At 66.6% G+C, this 15,803-nt stretch carries 19 protein-coding genes; 7 read left to right on the plus strand and 12 right to left on the minus strand.

From position 1 onward, the window contains the following. Positions 1–24 precede the first annotated feature (24 nt). The 5 genes from ACSQ9E_RS04395 to ACSQ9E_RS04415 all read right to left on the minus strand — a co-directional run bounded on the left by ACSQ9E_RS04395 (position 25) and on the right by ACSQ9E_RS04415 (position 4,865). The gene (locus tag ACSQ9E_RS04395; protein WP_057202245.1) at positions 25–303 is read right to left on the minus strand and encodes a septum formation initiator family protein; all 279 of its coding nucleotides are present in this window, start codon (positions 301–303) and stop codon (positions 25–27) included. Between the two features lie 103 nt (positions 304–406). Then, positions 407–1,693 (minus strand): phosphopyruvate hydratase, encoded by a 1,287-nt coding sequence (gene eno, locus ACSQ9E_RS04400; RefSeq protein WP_057268171.1) that lies wholly within the window; start codon positions 1,691–1,693, stop codon positions 407–409. A 313-nt stretch (positions 1,694–2,006) separates the two neighbouring features. After that, a complete protein-coding gene (locus ACSQ9E_RS04405; RefSeq protein ID WP_007859228.1) occupies positions 2,007–2,297 on the minus strand; it encodes a DUF1330 domain-containing protein in 291 nt (96 codons plus the stop codon). Positions 2,298–2,300: 3 nt separating this feature from the next. After that, positions 2,301–3,158, minus strand: a complete 858-nt coding sequence (gene kdsA / locus ACSQ9E_RS04410) for a 3-deoxy-8-phosphooctulonate synthase (protein ID WP_305745762.1) — start codon at positions 3,156–3,158, stop codon at positions 2,301–2,303. A gap of 36 nt (positions 3,159–3,194) precedes the next feature. Next, positions 3,195–4,865, minus strand: coding sequence for a CTP synthase (locus ACSQ9E_RS04415; RefSeq protein ID WP_057202251.1), 1,671 nt, complete (start codon positions 4,863–4,865; stop codon positions 3,195–3,197). Between the two features lie 112 nt (positions 4,866–4,977). Here ACSQ9E_RS04415 and coaBC point away from each other — a divergent pair, with 112 nt between their 5' ends. The 4 genes from coaBC to ACSQ9E_RS04435 all read left to right on the plus strand — a co-directional run bounded on the left by coaBC (position 4,978) and on the right by ACSQ9E_RS04435 (position 7,899). After that, on the plus strand, positions 4,978–6,201 hold the full coding sequence (gene coaBC, locus ACSQ9E_RS04420) for a bifunctional phosphopantothenoylcysteine decarboxylase/phosphopantothenate--cysteine ligase CoaBC (protein ID WP_436216998.1): 1,224 nt from the start codon (positions 4,978–4,980) through the stop codon (positions 6,199–6,201). 40 nt (positions 6,202–6,241) lie between these two features. Next, positions 6,242–6,748, plus strand: a complete 507-nt coding sequence (locus tag ACSQ9E_RS04425) for a hypothetical protein (RefSeq protein WP_436216999.1) — start codon at positions 6,242–6,244, stop codon at positions 6,746–6,748. Then, a complete protein-coding gene (gene dut, locus ACSQ9E_RS04430) occupies positions 6,745–7,191 on the plus strand; it encodes a dUTP diphosphatase (RefSeq protein ID WP_436217000.1) in 447 nt (148 codons plus the stop codon). The genes ACSQ9E_RS04425 and dut overlap by 4 nt, the downstream gene beginning before the upstream one ends. Before the next feature lie 210 nt (positions 7,192–7,401). Further along, a complete protein-coding gene (locus ACSQ9E_RS04435) occupies positions 7,402–7,899 on the plus strand; it encodes a glycine zipper 2TM domain-containing protein (protein WP_057202259.1) in 498 nt (165 codons plus the stop codon). Between the two features lie 62 nt (positions 7,900–7,961). On the opposite strand, the gene ACSQ9E_RS04440 is transcribed toward ACSQ9E_RS04435, so the two are convergent. After that, positions 7,962–8,486 (minus strand): FKBP-type peptidyl-prolyl cis-trans isomerase, encoded by a 525-nt coding sequence (locus tag ACSQ9E_RS04440; RefSeq protein WP_436179320.1) that lies wholly within the window; start codon positions 8,484–8,486, stop codon positions 7,962–7,964. Positions 8,487–8,539: 53 nt separating this feature from the next. Here ACSQ9E_RS04440 and ACSQ9E_RS04445 point away from each other — a divergent pair, with 53 nt between their 5' ends. The 3 genes from ACSQ9E_RS04445 to ACSQ9E_RS04455 all read left to right on the plus strand — a co-directional run bounded on the left by ACSQ9E_RS04445 (position 8,540) and on the right by ACSQ9E_RS04455 (position 10,666). Next, complete coding sequence (locus ACSQ9E_RS04445; protein WP_436217001.1) at positions 8,540–9,679, plus strand: JmjC domain-containing protein; 1,140 nt, start codon at positions 8,540–8,542, stop codon at positions 9,677–9,679. A 2-nt stretch (positions 9,680–9,681) separates the two neighbouring features. Continuing rightward, the gene (locus tag ACSQ9E_RS04450; RefSeq protein WP_436217002.1) at positions 9,682–10,209 is read left to right on the plus strand and encodes a hypothetical protein; all 528 of its coding nucleotides are present in this window, start codon (positions 9,682–9,684) and stop codon (positions 10,207–10,209) included. A gap of 217 nt (positions 10,210–10,426) precedes the next feature. Next, entirely contained in the window at positions 10,427–10,666 is a 240-nt protein-coding gene (locus ACSQ9E_RS04455; RefSeq protein WP_082604143.1) for a hypothetical protein, read from the plus strand. 93 nt (positions 10,667–10,759) lie between these two features. On the opposite strand, the gene ACSQ9E_RS04460 is transcribed toward ACSQ9E_RS04455, so the two are convergent. The 6 genes from ACSQ9E_RS04460 to ACSQ9E_RS04485 form a co-directional block, all read right to left on the minus strand. After that, positions 10,760–11,596 (minus strand): MBL fold metallo-hydrolase, encoded by an 837-nt coding sequence (locus ACSQ9E_RS04460; RefSeq protein WP_057268163.1) that lies wholly within the window; start codon positions 11,594–11,596, stop codon positions 10,760–10,762. 76 nt (positions 11,597–11,672) lie between these two features. Continuing rightward, complete coding sequence (gene bamC, locus ACSQ9E_RS04465; RefSeq protein ID WP_057202269.1) at positions 11,673–12,770, minus strand: outer membrane protein assembly factor BamC; 1,098 nt, start codon at positions 12,768–12,770, stop codon at positions 11,673–11,675. 42 nt (positions 12,771–12,812) lie between these two features. Continuing rightward, the gene (dapA, locus tag ACSQ9E_RS04470) at positions 12,813–13,709 is read right to left on the minus strand and encodes a 4-hydroxy-tetrahydrodipicolinate synthase (RefSeq protein ID WP_057202271.1); all 897 of its coding nucleotides are present in this window, start codon (positions 13,707–13,709) and stop codon (positions 12,813–12,815) included. Between the two features lie 32 nt (positions 13,710–13,741). After that, on the minus strand, positions 13,742–14,296 hold the full coding sequence (locus tag ACSQ9E_RS04475; RefSeq protein WP_057202273.1) for a class I SAM-dependent methyltransferase: 555 nt from the start codon (positions 14,294–14,296) through the stop codon (positions 13,742–13,744). Between the two features lie 6 nt (positions 14,297–14,302). Further along, complete coding sequence (locus ACSQ9E_RS04480; protein WP_157412468.1) at positions 14,303–14,470, minus strand: hypothetical protein; 168 nt, start codon at positions 14,468–14,470, stop codon at positions 14,303–14,305. A 30-nt stretch (positions 14,471–14,500) separates the two neighbouring features. Beyond that, on the minus strand, positions 14,501–15,718 hold the full coding sequence (locus tag ACSQ9E_RS04485) for an MFS transporter (RefSeq protein WP_436217003.1): 1,218 nt from the start codon (positions 15,716–15,718) through the stop codon (positions 14,501–14,503). Between the last annotated feature and the right edge of the window lie 85 nt (positions 15,719–15,803).

The following is a 15,803-nucleotide window of genomic DNA, read 5'->3' on the forward strand; positions in this document are numbered from 1 at the left end:
TGTGAAAGGGAGAGCCTACGCCGCTCAGCGCGGCGTGAACTGCACGTAGATTTCGTTGGGCCGCACCATGCCCAGCTCGCTGCGCGCCTTTTCCTCGACCATGTCCAGGCCCTCCTTGAGGTCATGCACCTCGGAGGTCAGGCGCTCGTTGGCCTGCTGCGCCTGTGCGTTGGCGGCCTTTTGCACGTCGATCTGGCGCTGCATCTCGTTCACGCGCGGCAGGCTGCCGCGCCCCAGCCACAGCTGGGCGTGCACGGCTGCCAGCAGGGCCAGCAGCACAACGGGAACAAGGCGGTTGACCATGGCGCTTTAGCTTACCAGCCACGCACCATGGCCACCGCGCCGCCCCGTGGGGGGCGGGCGGCGCGCAACAGGGCAGGCGGCCGGGCCGGCATGCGGGCAGGGGTCAGCGCAGGTTGTAGAACGCAGCGCGGCCGGGGTAGTGGGCGATGTCGCCCAGGTCTTCCTCGATGCGCAGCAGCTGGTTGTACTTGGCGATGCGGTCCGAGCGCGACAGCGAGCCGGTCTTGATCTGGCCGGCATTGGTACCCACGGCGATGTCGGCGATGGTGCTGTCTTCGGTTTCGCCCGAGCGGTGCGAGATCACGGCGGTGTAGCCAGCGCGCTTGGCCATCTCGATGGCGGCGAAGGTCTCGGTCAGCGTGCCGATCTGGTTGATCTTGATCAGGATCGAGTTGGCGATCTTCTTGTCGATGCCTTCCTTGAGGATCTTGGTGTTGGTGACGAACAGGTCGTCGCCCACCAGCTGCACGTTCTTGCCCAGGCGATCGGTCAGGATCTTCCAGCCGTCCCAGTCGCCTTCGTGCATGCCGTCTTCGATGCTGATGATCGGGTACTTGTCGCACCACGATGCCAGCATGTCGGTCCATTGTGTGGCGGTGAGCTTCAGGCCGCCTTCGCCTTCGAGCACGTAGTGGCCGTCCTTGTAGAACTCGCTGGCCGCGCAATCGAGGCCCAGGGCGATCTGCTCGCCGGCCGTGTAGCCAGCGGCTTCGATGGCCTGCAGGATCAGCACGATGGCCGCTTCATGGTTCTCGACGCTGGGGGCAAAGCCGCCTTCGTCGCCCACGGCGGTGCTGATGCCCTTGTCGTGCAGGATCTTCTTCAAGGCATGGAACACTTCGGCGCCCCAGCGCAGGGCTTCGCGGAAGGTGGGGGCGCCCACGGGGATGATCATGAACTCCTGCAGGTCCAGGCTGTTGTTGGCGTGTGCGCCGCCATTGATCACGTTCATCATGGGCACGGGCAGCTGCATGCTGCCCATGCCGCCCAGGTAGCGGTACAGCGGCAGGCCAGACTCTTCGGCGGCAGCGCGTGCCACGGCCATCGAAACCGCCAGCATGGCGTTGGCGCCCAGGCGGCCCTTGTTGTCGGTGCCATCCAGGTCGATCAGCGTCTTGTCCAGGAAGGCCTGCTCGGAGGCATCCAGGCCCAGCACGGCTTCGGAGATCTCGGTGTTGATGTGCTCCACCGCCTTGAGCACGCCCTTGCCCAGGTAGCGACTCTTGTCGCCGTCGCGCAGCTCGATGGCTTCGCGGCTGCCGGTGGAGGCGCCCGAAGGCACGGCCGCACGGCCCATCACGCCCGACTCCAGCAGCACGTCGCATTCGACGGTGGGGTTGCCGCGGCTGTCCAGCACTTCGCGGCCTACGATGTCAACAATGGCACTCATGATCTTCCTTGAGGGTTTTTGAAATTCATCCGGACGGGCAGGGAGGAGGGGCAAACCACCTGCGGTGCCTGGCGCCGCCGCGCGTCGGTCGCGATTCTATGCTACCGATTTGATAGTGTTTGAGGGGCCCAGGTACGAACGGGGTACGGAATCAGAAGGTGTGAATGAATCCGGCGTGCCAGAGCAGGCCGCCAAAACCCGTGCGATCTAGGCGCAAAGCACAGCCATAGCTCGGGCTATGGCGAGCATTTGCAACGACGAGCGCGCGTGTTTTGGCGGGATGAGCGGGCATGGCGGGTTCGTTCGCACCTTCTTAGACGCCTTCTACGCAGACCATGCGCATGATGGCAGCGCCTTCGCGCGCGGCCTTGGCCTTCTGGTACTCGGGCGTGTCGTAGAACGCGCGGGCCGCTTCGAAGCTCGGGAACTTGAGGATCACGGTGCGGCCGGGGTTCCAGTCGCCTTCCAGCACCTCGACCTTGCCGCCGCGCACGCAGACTTCGGCGCCATGCGCCTGCATGGCGATGGTGCTCCACTTGCGGTACTCCTCGTACTGCGTGGGGTTGGTGACGGTGACGGATGCGATGACGTAACCACTGCTCATGTCTCAGGCTCCAAAGTTGTTTTCGAGAAAACCGTTCTTCTTGGTGATGCCGTCCAGCGCCACCAGCGTCTCCAGCAGCGCCTTCATGTGCTTGAGGGGCACGGCATTGGGGCCGTCGGACAGGGCGTTGGCCGGGTCCGGGTGGGTTTCCATGAACAGGCCGGCCACGCCCACGGCCACGGCCGCGCGTGCCAGCACCGGCACCATCTCGCGCTGGCCGCCACTGCTGGTGCCGTTGCCGCCGGGCAGCTGCACCGAATGCGTGGCGTCGAACACCACCGGGGCGTTGGTCTCGCGCATGATGGACAGGCTGCGCATGTCCGACACCAGGTTGTTGTAGCCAAAGCTCGCGCCACGCTCGCAGGCCATGAAGCTGTCCTCGGGCAGGCCGGCGTCCTTCGCGGCAGCGCGGGCCTTGTCGATCACGTTCTTCATGTCGTGCGGCGCGAGGAACTGGCCCTTCTTGATGTTCACCGGCTTGCCCGACTGCGCCACGGCGCGGATGAAGTCGGTCTGGCGGCACAGGAAGGCCGGCGTCTGCAGCACGTCGACCACCTTGGCGGCCTCGGTGATGTCGTCCTCGGTGTGCACGTCGGTGAGCACCGGCACGCCCAGGTCCTTGCGGATCTTGGCCAGGATTTCCAGGCCCTTGTCGCGGCCCGGGCCGCGAAAGCTGGTGCCCGAAGACCGGTTGGCCTTGTCGAAGCTGCTCTTGAAGATGAACGGAATGCCCAGCGCGCCCGTGATCTCCTTGAGCTGCCCGGCCACGTCCATCTGCAGTTGCTCGGACTCGATCACGCAGGGGCCCGCGATGAGGAAGAAGCGGTGTTCCAGGCCGACGTCAAAGCCGCAGAGTTTCATGGCAGGGTCTCTTCTTTTCTGGATGGGTTGTGCCGATCAGGCCGCCACGGCGGGCTGCTGCAGGCTCTTTTGGTGCTCCACCGCCGCCTTGATGAAAGCGTTGAACAGCGGGTGGCCATTCCAGGGGGTGGACTTGAACTCGGGGTGGAACTGCACGCCGATGAACCAGGGGTGCACGCTCTTGGGCAACTCGACGATCTCGGTGAGCTGCTCGCGCTGCGTCAGTGCCGAGATCACCAGGCCCGCCTTGCGCAACTGGTCCAGGTAGTTCACGTTGGCTTCGTAGCGGTGGCGGTGGCGCTCGGTCACGATGTTGCCGTAGATCTCGTGCGCCAGCGTGCCGGCCGAAACGTCCGAGCTCTGCGCGCCCAGGCGCATGGTGCCGCCCAGGTCGGAGTTCTCGTCGCGCTGCTTGATGGTGCCGTCGGCGTCCTTCCACTCGGTGATCAGGGCGATCACGGGGTGCGGCGTGGCAGGCTCGAATTCGGTGCTGTTGGCGTCCTTGAGGCCGGCCACATGGCGCGCATACTCGATGGTGGCCACCTGCATGCCGAGGCAAATGCCCAGGTAGGGCACCTGCTGCTCGCGGGCAAAGCGGGCGGTGCTGATCTTGCCTTCCACCCCGCGTGCGCCAAAGCCGCCGGGCACCAGGATGGCGTCGTACTTGGCGAGCTTCTCGGCCGCGTCGGCGGCGTTGATGGTCTCGGAGTCCACGTGCTCGATCTTCACGCGCACGTGGTTCTTCATGCCGGCGTGGCGCAGCGCCTCGTTCACCGACTTGTAGCTGTCCGACAGGTCCACGTACTTGCCGACCATGGCGATGGTGACCTCGCCCTGCGGGTGCTCGGTTTCGTACACCAGCTGGTCCCAGCGCTTGAGGCTGGTGGGCGGCGTGTTCAGGCGCAGCTTGTCGCAGATCAGGCCATCAAGTCCCTGCTCGTGCAGCATGCGCGGCACCTTGTAGATGGTGTCCACGTCCCACATGCTGATCACGCCCCACTCGGGCACGTTGGTGAACAGCGAGATCTTGGCACGCTCGTCCTCGGGCATGCGGCGGTCGGCGCGGCACAGCAGCGCGTCGGGCTGGATACCGATCTTGCGCAGCTCCTGCACGGTGTGCTGGGTCGGCTTGGTCTTGAGCTCGCCGGCCGCGGCGATCCACGGCACATAGGTCAGGTGCACGAAGGCGGCGTTGTTGGGGCCGAGCTTCAGGCTCAGCTGGCGCACGGCTTCGAGGAACGGCAGCGACTCGATGTCGCCCACGGTGCCGCCGACTTCCACGATGGCCACGTCCACGGCGTCATCGGTGCCGACGCCGGCGCCGCGCTTGATGTACTCCTGGATTTCATTGGTGACGTGCGGAATCACCTGCACGGTCTTGCCCAGGTAGTCGCCCCTGCGCTCCTTTTCCAGCACGCTCTGGTAGATGCGGCCGGTCGTGAAGTTGTTGGTCTTTTTCATGCGCGTTTCGATGAAACGCTCATAGTGACCCAGGTCGAGATCGGTTTCGGCGCCATCGTCCGTGACGAACACTTCGCCATGCTGGAACGGTGACATGGTGCCCGGATCCACGTTGATGTACGGGTCGAGCTTGATGAGGGTGACTTTGAGGCCCCGCGATTCGAGGATCGCGGCAAGGGAGGCTGAGGCGATTCCCTTGCCCAGGGAAGACACCACACCGCCGGTGACGAAGACAAATTTGGTCATGTCTTTTTTGGTGGTGGGAAATTGGGATTATAGATGGCCGCCCGGCACCGGGCCTGCCAAGGTCTTTCGCAACCATGCACCGGCAGGCTGGCCGTCTGCTAAATTCGCGCCCATGAATGAGCTTGCTGGCAAACACATTGTTCTGGGACTGAGCGGAGGCGTGGCTTGCTACAAGTCGGCCGATCTATGCCGCCAACTGATCAAGGAGGGCGCCACCGTGCAGGTGGTGATGACCGAGGCGGCCGGGCAGTTCATCACGCCGGTGACCATGCAGGCCCTGTCGGGGCGCCCCGTGTACGGCTCGCAGTGGGACGCGCGCGAGCCCAACAACATGCCCCACATCAACCTGAGCCGCGAGGCCGACGCCATCCTGATCGCGCCCTGCAGCGCCGATTTCATCGCCCGGCTCGTCGAGGGCCGCTCCGACGAGCTGCTCAGCCTGCTGTGCCTGGCGCGCCCCATGGACCGTGTGCCCCTGCTGCTGGCGCCCGCCATGAACCGCGAGATGTGGGCCCACCCCGCGACCCAGCGCAACCTGGCCCAGGTCGCGAAAGACGGCGCCCGGGTGCTCGGCGTGGGCAATGGCGACCAGGCCTGTGGCGAAACCGGCGACGGCCGCATGCTGGAGCCGCTGGAGCTGCTCGACGAATTGATCGCCTTCTTCACGCCCAAGCCCCTGGCCGGGCGCAAGGTGCTGATCACGGCGGGCCCGACCTTCGAGGCCATCGACCCGGTGCGCGGCATCACCAACCTGTCGAGCGGCAAGATGGGCTTTTCCATCGCCCGTGCCGCGCGCGAAGCGGGTGCAGAGGTGACCCTGGTGGCTGGGCCCGTGCACCTGCCCACGCCGCGTGGCGTGCAGCGGGTCAACGTGCAGTCGGCCCAGCAGATGCTGGCTGCGGTGATGGCGCTGGCGCCCACGTCCTCGGTGTTCATCGCCACGGCGGCCGTGGCCGACTGGCGCCCGGCCACGCAGGCCGATGAAAAGATCAAGAAGGACGGCTCGGGCCAGGCCCCGACGCTGGCCTTCGTCGAGAACCCCGACATCCTGGCCACCGTGGCCCGGTTGCCAGAGGCGCTGTCCGGCGAACTCTACTGCGTGGGTTTTGCAGCAGAGAGCCACGACCTGCTGGCCCATGCCACAGCCAAGCGCCTGCGCAAGAAAATTCCGCTGCTGGTGGGCAATATCGGCCCTGCCACCTTCGGCCAGGACGACAATGCCCTGCTGCTGGTGGATGAGCATGGCCACCGCGAACTGCCCCTGGCGTCCAAGCGCTCCCTGGCGCAGCGCCTGGTGGGCGAGGTGGCTGCACGACTGCCCGCGCGGCGCGGCTGATGGTTTTTCGCCCATTTCTTGAGCCCTGCGGGGAGGCCCTATGACGATGCACTCGATCAAGCCCGAATGGGACACTCCGCCCAATGGCGACTTCGCCAGCTATGTGGAGCGGCTGAGCGCCTCCCAGGCGCTGCAGTCGGGGCGGGCGCAGGCGGCCCATTCCGCGCAGGTCACGCAGCAGCACCAGTTGCCCGGCGGCGTGGCCCCCGGCTCCGCGCAGGCGGCGGCACGCCAGGGCGGCGCCAGCCCGGTACCGCTGGCGGTGGCCTTGCCCCCCGATCTGCTGAAAGTGGTGTCGCCCTTCCTCGGCATGGTGCGCATCGCCCGCACGCTGCTGGCCGTGGTCGCGGCGGTGCATGCGCTCACGCTCGTGATGGTGGGCCAGGGCTCGTGGTTTGGGTTGGCGGTGATGGCCGGCCTGTGGTGGTTCATGGGCATCGTGATCAATGCTGCCGCATCGGCAGGCACCGCAGTGGTGCCGCCAGCGGCCGTGAAGGAGCGCCAGCGGCAAGGGGCCCAGCAGCGCAAGACAGGAAACAAGAAGTGAAGATTGACGTCAAGATTCTCGATCCGCGCATGGCGGACCAGTTGCCCACCTACGCCACACCCGGCAGCGCGGGGCTCGACCTGCGGGCCTGCCTGGATGCGCCGCTGACCCTGGAGCCCAATGCCTGGCAACTGGTGCCCACGGGCATATCCATCTACCTCAAGGACCCTGGGTATGCCGCGCTGATCCTGCCGCGCTCGGGCCTCGGTCACAAGCACGGCATCGTGCTGGGCAACCTGGTGGGCCTGATCGACAGCGACTACCAGGGCCAGCTCATGGTGAGCGCCTGGAACCGCAGCAGCACGGCCTTCACGCTCGCACCCATGGAGCGCCTGGCGCAATTGGTCATCGTGCCCGTGGTGCAGGCGCAGTTCAATGTGGTCACCGAGTTCACCGCGACGGAGCGCGGCGAAGGCGGCTACGGCTCCACCGGCAAGGCCTGAGTCCACGCCTGCCATTTGTCATCTTCTGAACAAACGCTTACAGGCGGCCCGTCAGGCTTTCCTATGCTGTAGGTGACGGCTGACGCGGCCTCCCGCTACCGGATGGCGCTGGGAACCCTTGGCCGGTGCTTCAATCTCAACACGGTCGGGCAAGGACCGCTGCGTTGGTGCAGTCGGTCGCCCGTCGAGATCCATTTCCAGGAGATTGCAATGAACAAGACGACCCGTATCGCCACGCTGACTGGCTCCCTCATCCTCATCGGGAGCTTGGCTGCCTGCGGTGCTCCCCCGCGCTCGCAGGAATACTACGCCGGCGGCGGCTACCAGACCCAGGCGCCGGTGTACTCGTCTTCCAACCCTGTGCCCACCGAGTTTGGCCGGGTGGCGAATATCGAGGTGATGCAGTCCCAGGGCCAGGGGCGCACCTCGGGCGCCGGTGCCATCATCGGCGCCGTGGTCGGCGGGGTGATCGGCAACTCGATCGGCGGCGGTTCGGGCCGCGCCGCAGCCACGGCCGTGGGCGTGCTGGGCGGTGCAGTGGCGGGCAATGCCGTCGAGGGGCGCAACAACAGCGGGTACACCCAGGCGTACCGGGTCTCCATCCAGCTGGACCACGGTGGCTACCGCGCCTATGACGTGCCATCGCCCGGCGACCTGCGCGTAGGCGATCGCGTGCGCCTGTTCGACGGCCAGATCTCGCGCATCTGATCCATCCGGCGACCGCTCGCGCTGCGAGCAACGAACGGGCCCTCATGAGGGCCCGTGGTCGTTCAGTGCAGCAGGTCGTTCCCGGGCGCCTGGGGCTGGACGCGGAAGAAACCCGTGCCGGCACTGCCCTGGCCGATTTCGTCTTCGGTGGCTTCGCGCACCGACTGCACCGTGAGCTGCAGGCGCAGCGCGATGCCCGCCAGCGGGTGGTTGCCGTCCAGCACCACATGCTCGGGGTAGATCTCGGCCACCGTGTACAGCACGTCGCGCGGTGCGTCGGGATTGCAGCCCTCGGGCAGGGCGGTGCCATCGAAGGTCATGCCTTCCTCGATTTCCTGCGGGAACAGCGAGCGCGGCTCCAGGAACAGCAATTGGTCGTTGAAGTCGCCAAAAGCGTCCTCGGGCTCCAGGTGCAGCGCCACCGAGGCGCCTGCGCTGTGGCCCTGCAGGGCCTCTTCGATACGGGGCAGCAGATCATCGCCCCCCACCAGGAACTCCACCGGCTCGTCGAGCACGTCGAGTTCCTCGCCAAGGGTGTCCTTGAGGATCCAGGTCAGGGCGACCACACATTGTTCGGTAATTTCCATAGGAGAATTGTCGCAGTTTGACCAACCGCCCTGCAAAGGGCCACACAGTACCCATGGACGCCCACCAACCCCTGACCCTTCTGGGCGGACTCACCCCTGCCCAGTTCATGCGCCGCCATTGGCAGAAAAAGCCGCTCCTGGTGCGCCAGGCGATCCCGGGCTTCGCGGCACCGGTGCAGCCCCGTGCACTGTTCGACCTGGCAGGCCAGGAGGGGGTGGAGTCGCGCCTGGTGCAGCAGGTCAAGGGCGTCTGGAAGCTTCGCCAGGGGCCGTTCACACGCCGCGCGCTGCCCTCGCTCAAGCAGCCCGACTGGACGCTGCTGGTGCAGGGCGTGGACTTGCACGACCAGGGCGTGCATGCGCTGATGCAGCAGTTCCGCTTCGTGCCCGAGGCGCGGCTGGACGACCTCATGATCAGCTACGCCAGCGATGGCGGCGGCGTGGGCCCGCACTTCGACAGCTACGACGTGTTCCTGCTGCAGGCCCATGGCCGGCGGCGCTGGCGCATCGGTCGCCAGAAGGACCTTACGCTCAAGGAGGGCATACCGCTCAAGGTGTTGGCGCAGTTCGAGCCCGAGGATGAGTTCGTGCTCGAGCCCGGCGACATGCTCTATCTGCCGCCGCGCTATGCCCACGACGGCATAGCCGAGGGCGAGTGCATGACCTATTCCATCGGCTTTCGCGCGCCGGCACGGGCCGAGCTCGCCAACGAGCTGCTGGTGCGCCTGACCGAAGAGGCCGAGGAGGGTGATGCCCGCGTGCTCTACCGCGACCCGCGCCAGGAGGCTGTGGAGCAGCCCGCGGCTATCCCTGCCAGCCTGCAGGACTTCGCGCGCGAGGCGCTGGCCCGTGCCCTGGCCGAGCCGCTGGCACTGGAGCGCGCCCTGGGCGAGTACCTGACCGAGCCCAAGCCCAACGTCTGGTTCGACCCTGATGCATCGGGCGCCATGATCGAGGGGGTGGTGCTGGACCGCCGCACCCGCATGATGTACGACGCGCAGCATGTGTTCATCAACGGCGAGAGCTACCGCGCCGCCGGCCGCGACGCCACGCTGATGCGGCGCCTGGCCGACCACCGGCGCCTGTCCGAGCGCGAGCTGGCGCGCGCCAGCGACGACGCGCTGGAGCTGATTTCGTCCTGGTGCGATGCAGGATGGGCCCATTCCGATACCGAGGACACCGAGGAGGACTGACCGTGACGCACGATCCCAGCAACCCACCGTCTGCCGCCGTGCCGGGCGAGCTGCCTTCGGGCCGCTTCGCCAGCCGCGAGACCTTTATCCAACTGGTGCGCGATGCGCTGGCCACGGCGGCGCGTGACGGCTGGGAGGAGATCGTGGTCAGCGATGCCCATTTCCATGACTGGCCCCTGGGCGAGCGTGCGGTGGTGGAGTCGCTGCAGGCCTGGGCGCGTACGGGCCGGCGCTTCACCATGCTGGCGCGCTCGTACGACGAGGTGATCCGCCGCCATGCGCGCTTCGTGCGCTGGCGCGGCACCTGGGACCACATCATCACCTGCCGGCGCAGCGCCTCGGCCGACCCGCTGGACATTCCCAGTGTGCTATGGTCGCCGCAATGGGTCATGCACCGGCTGGACCCGGAGCGCTGCGTGGGCGTGACGGGCCGCGAGCCCGAGCGCCGCGTGCTGGTGCGTGAAACACTCAATGAATGGCTGCACGGAAAAAGTGCACCGGGCTTTCCTGCATCGACGCTGGGCCTGTAGGACAAACGCCCGACTTGGTGTTTCCAGGCCTTGCACCATGTGAAGGCACGGTAAACCTTGCATCCGTGTTAGTCAGTATTGACTAAATGCCAATATAATCGGCGGCTGCGCCGAAATGGTGCTACTCAAGTGCACTGTGCCAATGCGCAAAGGCTTTTTTGGAGCCGGGCGCTGTGGCTTTTCAAGATTCTGTCTGTCCCAACTAGGAAAAATCGCAATGAAGAACTCTCTCGTTCTGGCCGCCCTGATCGCTGCTGCTGCCCTCGCCGCTTGTGGCAAGAAGGAAGAACCCGCTCCAGCACCAGCACCCGCACCCGTGGTGGTTCCAGCTCCTGCTGCTGATCCAGCACCTGCAGCTGCCGCTTCCGAAGCAGCTTCTGCCGCTTCGGACGCCGCTGCCGCTGCCAACGCAGCTGCCACGGCCGCTACCGCTGCTGCCAGCGCTGCTTCGAACTAAGCACGCCTGAACCCTGGCCGCGCCACGGCGCCGGCCCTTGGTTCGGAAGCCCTGCCCTCGTAAGAGAGCAGGGTTTTTTTTCGCCTGCGTTGCTCAGAACAGCGAGGTGGCCGGGGGTGGCGGCGACAGGTGGCCGCAGGGCACGGGCTGCTCTCCCACGGTCAGCCAGCCCGTCCCCTGGGCCTGGTCGGCCACCACGATGAGCTCCGGTGCCCATTGCAGCGCGCCCGCAAGCGCCAGCCGGGCCAGGTCGGGCGTGTTGTTGCGCGCGCTCAGGTGGGCGGCCACCACCCACTGCAGGCCATCGTGCCGCACGGCCTGCACGATGGCGGCGCTGGCGTGGTTGGCCAGGTGGCCATAGGCGCCGCCCACGCGGCGCTTGAGGAAGGCCGGGTAGGCCGAGGCCGCCAGCAGGTCGGGGTCGTGGTTGGCTTCGATGAACAGGGCGTGGCAGCCCTGCACCTGCTGCAGCACATGGGGTGTGGCGTGGCCCAGGTCGGTCAGCAGGGCCAAGTGCATGGCGCCATCGCTGCAGCGCAGCTGCAGGGGCTCGCGTGCATCGTGCGGCACGGTGAAGGGTTGGATGGACAGCGGGCCCAGTTCGATGGCCTGCATGTCGCAGGCCAGCTGCAGCAGCCCGTCGAAATCCGGCGCGCCGATGGCCATGTGCGTGCCCTGGCTCATCCACACCGGGATGCGGTGGCGCAGGGCCAGCAGGTGCGCGCAGCCGATATGGTCCGAATGCTCGTGGGTGATGAACACGCCGTCGATCTGCCCCAGCTGCAGGCCAGCCGCAGCCAGGCGGGTCTGCAGCTGGCGTATGCCCAGCCCGCAATCGACCAGCAGGCGGCGCGTGTGCAGGCCATCGCTGGCCTCCACGATGGTCGCATTGCCGGCACTGCCGCTGGCCAGGTTCTTCAAACGCAGCATGTGGAAATGAATTGCGCCTGGGCCCCACCCCGCAGGGTGGCGTCCAGGCGCATGCAGTCAGGGGTGTCGGTGTGGCTTACTTCAGCTCGTCTGCGATCACGCGCACGATGCGCTCGGCGTTGGCCGAGGCTTCGGGCGTGCCGCCTTCGTTGAGCACGGACACCGTGGTCGCTTCACCCTGGCTGCGCACGACGATGCGGTACTTGAGCGGCGGCACGGCGTCCGGCGAGCGGGTGAACAGCTTGCCGAAGAAGCCGGACTCCTTCTTGTCCGCATTGGGCGCCACATAGCGCACGAAGTACACGCCATCGTTGCGGTTGCGGTCTTCCACGGTGAAACCGGTGCGGTCCAGCGCCACGCCGACACGGCGCCAGGCGCGGTCGAAGCCTTCCTTCATCTGCACCACGGGCACGTTGTTCACCGTGGCCACGGTGGCCGATTGCGCCACGGGCGCGGCTGCGGCGGCCACGACGGCCTTGGATTGCTCCTGGCTCACACCCAGCCTGACCATCAGGCGGCGCAGGAACTCGGTTTCCAGCTCGGGGTCGGCCGCGCGGGGCTGCCAGACGGTCTGGTCCTTGGTGGTGTTGCTGTAGACCTCGATCATGCCGCGGTGCGTGATGTAGACCTCGGTGCCGCCAGAGGCATTGCGCTCCAGGCGGGTGCGGAAGCGGTCGCGCTCACCCGTGGAGTACAGCGAATCGATGACCTTGCCTAGCGTGGAGCGGATCAGGTCCTGGGGCAGCTTGGCGCGGTTTTCGGCCCAGTCGGTTTCCATGATGCCCAGGTTGGCCTGGTCCAGGTCCAGCGTGAAGCCGTTCTCCAGCCAGAAGTCGCGCACGGGCTCCCACAGCTTGTCGGCGGGGCGGTCGATCACCAGCCAGCGCTTGTTGCCGTCGCGCTGGATGCGCACGTCGCCCAGCTGCGTGGCGGCCGCATTGGCCGTGCCCGAGGGTTGGGCGGCCTGGCTGGCCTGCATGGCAGCAGCCGAGACGGCGCCGCCCGGCACGTTGTAGCGGGAGTCGCGCGAGAGCTGGGTCAGGTCCGGGGGCACCTCCAGCGTGGAGCCCTTGGCGGCGCTCTTGTAGTCGATCTTGTCGCCTTCGAGGGCGGAGCAGGCAGACAGGGCCAGGGCGAGGGCCAGCAGGCCCACTCGGGTAGTAACAGCGTTCACGCGAATATCCTCGGAGTGTTCTTGGTACAGGCGCAGCCAGGGTTAAATCAGGCTGGCGGAGCGCAGTGCCGCCTCGACCACGGCTTCATTGCCCTGGCTCAGCGGTGTCATGGGCAGGCGCAGTGTGCCACCGCACAGGCCCATGCGGGCCACGGCCCACTTCACGGGAATGGGGTTGGCTTCGACGAAGAGCTGCTTGTGCACGGGCATCAGCTGGAACTGGATTTCCATGGCGCGCTGCACGTTGCCGGCAATCGCCGCCACGCACAGCTCGTGCATCAGGCGCGGGGCCACGTTGGCCGTCACGCTCACATTGCCATGGCCGCCGCACAGCATCAGCGCCACGGCGGTCGGGTCATCGCCCGAGTAGATGCCGAAACCCTTGGGGGCTTCGCGGATCAGCCACTGCGCGCGCTCGATGTTGCCCGTGGCCTCCTTGATGCCGATGATGCCGGGCACCTGGGCCAGGCGCAGCACGGTGTCGTGCTGCATGTCGGCCACGGAGCGGCCAGGCACGTTGTACAGAATGGTGGGCAGGTCGCCCACGGCTTCGGCGATGGCCTTGAAATGCTGGTACTGGCCCTCTTGCGTGGGCTTGTTGTAGTAGGGAACGACCTGCAGCTGCGTGTCGGCGCCCACCTTCTTGGCAAAGCGGGCCAGCTCGATGGCCTCGGCCGTGGAGTTGGCGCCGCAGCCGGCCATGATGGGCACGCGCTTGGCGGCCTGCTCCACCGACACGCGGATGATCTCGCAGTGCTCTTCAACGTTCACCGTGGGCGATTCGCCCGTGGTGCCCACGACGCCGATGCAATCGGTGCCTTCGGCGATGTGCCAGTCGATCAGTTTGCGCAGCGCGGGGTAGTCGACGCTACCGTCCTCATGCAAGGGGGTGACGAGGGCGACGATGCTGCCAGTGAGTGGCACTAAGGAAGATGTCATGTCCGCAGTGGTGAACGGGATAAAAGAGCATTCTAACTAGCCGCACTGGCCAGCAGATGTCTTGAGGGTGCCCCGGCGTCCGCAAGTTCCCTGATGGCCGTGATGCGCTGCACGAAACGCGCGGGTTCTTCGAGGAAGCCGTCCTCGTAGGCCACGGTGCGCAATCCGCTGCAGGCGGCCAGCAATTCGCCCGGCTGCAGCAGAAATTCGGGCCGCGCCGGGCGGCCCACCGTTTCGTTACCGTGTGCAAAGGTCTCGTAGACCAGTACGCCGCCCGGCGCCAAACTGGCCACCAGCGTGGGAAACAGCGGGCGCCACAGGTAATTGGTGACCACCACGGCACCGAACTGGCGCCCGGCAAAGGGCCAGGGGCCGTTTTCGATGTCGGCGCAGACCATCTCTCCGAGCAGGGCTCCTGCGGCAACGGCTTCGGGCGATCGGTCCACGCCCACCACCGCATGGCCCAGGCCGTGCAGCCAGCGCAGGTGGCGCCCCGCGCCGCAGGCCACGTCCAGCACGGTGCTGCGGGGTGCTATCAGGGTCGACCAGCGGCGCACCCAGTCCGAGGGCTTGTCAGATCCATGCATGGGCAATCAGAAGCAGTTCCACACCTGGTCGGCCAGCATCACCATGAACTCGGGCACGGTGTACATGGCAAACACGGCCAGGCACGCCAGGATGGCCACGGCCCAGGCCAGCACCCGCCACGCCAGCGGCAGGGCCGGGGTGCGGTGGGGGGCGTGCTCGGGGGCGGCTGGCATGGTGATGGGGTGCAAAGGTTCAGTCCGCCATCATGCCGGCACGGGGGCTGCGCGCTGGATAGGGCTTTCCTTGACCGGCAGGTTCACCAGGGCGGCGAACACCCCCAGGGCGATGGCGATGTACCAGACGATGTCGTAGCTGCCCGTGGCGTCGTACAGGTAGCCGCCCAGCCAGACGCCCAGGAAGCTGCCGATCTGGTGGCTGAAGAACACGAAGCCGCCGAGCATGGACAGGTGCTGCACGCCGAAGATCTGGGCAATGGTGGCATTAGTGGGCGGAATGGTGGACAGCCACAGCGTCCCCATGACGGCCGAGAAGATGTACACCGAGGCCGGCGACAGCGGCACCGCCAGGAACACCGCGATGGCAATCGCCCGCGCAAAGTAGATGAAGGCCAGGATGTAACGTTTTTGCAGGCGCTGGCCCAGGGTGCCGGCGATGTAGGTGCCGAACACGTTGAACAGGCCGATCAGCGCCAGCGCATAGCTGGCCACCTGGGGCGAGAGGCCATGGTCCTTGAGGTAGCTGGGCATGTGCACGCCGATGAACACCACCTGGAAGCCGCAGACGAAATAGCCTGCCATCAGGAGTGAAAAGCTCGGGTAGCGGAAGGCCTCTAACAGCGCCTGGGTGATGGTCTGGTCGCGCTTGGGCGGGGCCGCGCCCTTGAAACCCGGTTCGCGCAGGCCGAAGGCCAGGGGCATGATGAGCAGCACCGCCAGCGACAGCGCCAGCAGCGCCTGCTGCCAGCCAAAGCTGGCGATGAGCCAGCCCTCCATGGGCACCATGAGGAACTGGCCGAAGGAGCCGGCCGCTGCCGCCACCCCCATCGCCCAGGAGCGTTTTTCGGGCGCGATCTGGCGGCCCAGCACGCCATAGATCACGGCATAGGTGGTGCCTGCCTGGGCTGCACCGATCAGTACCCCGGCCGTCAGCGCGAACAGCGTGGGCGTGGGCGACAGGGCCATGCCCGCCAGGCCGGCCGCATACAGGGCAGCGCCGGCCAGCAGCACGCGGAAGGCGCCGAAGCGGTCGGCTGCCATGCCGGCGAAGATGCCGATCAGGCCCCACGAGAGGTTCTGGATGGCGATGGCCAGGGCAAAGGACTGGCGCGTCCAGCCCATGTCCTGGGTGATGGGCAGCAGCCACAGGCCAAAGCCGTGGCGGATGCCCATGGACAGGGTCACGATGGCCGCGCCGCACGCGAGCACCTGGAACATGGACAGTTTCGGAGGATGCATAGACATGCGCAGAATGTAGCCAGATTGGCCACAATCTGCCCGCACACTGCCGAACAGTACAGTTGGGGGTGGTGAGGCTGTATTTTTATCC

Origin of the sequence: Acidovorax sp. LjRoot118, from assembly GCF_964253575.1 — a bacterium.
In the GTDB taxonomy this organism is placed as follows: domain Bacteria; phylum Pseudomonadota; class Gammaproteobacteria; order Burkholderiales; family Burkholderiaceae_C; genus Acidovorax.